The organism is Phytoactinopolyspora endophytica (assembly GCF_004138495.1).
Lineage (GTDB): Bacteria > Actinomycetota > Actinomycetes > Jiangellales > Jiangellaceae > Phytoactinopolyspora > Phytoactinopolyspora endophytica.
Window position 1 is genome coordinate 57006 of record NZ_ML142864.1, and the last position, 294, is coordinate 57299.

The window sequence follows — 294 nt, forward strand, 5'->3', positions numbered from 1 at the left end:
CCCGGGATCGAGCGCCCGGAGCCGCGAAGCCTCGACCTCCACGGCCGCGTCCAGAAAGCTCAGCGGCTGGCAGTAGACGATCACACCGACGTTGATGAACTCGCCGCGCTCGAGGCGAGGCACGATGCGGAGCGTGACGTATTCGAACGGATACTCGCTCATGATCTCTCCCCGGGCAGCCATGCTGTCGCTTCCCGCAGCCGAGCGGCCAGGTAGTCGACGTAGCGCCGACGCGCCGCTTCCGGCCCGTCGGCGCCAGGCCCTTGCGGTAGCCAGTCTGCGGGTACCGTGTCC

The 294-nt window shown here is 68.7% G+C and carries 1 protein-coding gene; it reads right to left on the minus strand.

Annotation, left to right across the window (positions count from 1 at the left end):
- On the minus strand, positions 1 to 183 hold a 183-nt coding region (locus ELR45_RS42965; protein WP_420813950.1), incomplete at its 3' end, for a DUF3037 domain-containing protein.
- Positions 184 to 294 lie beyond the last annotated feature (111 nt).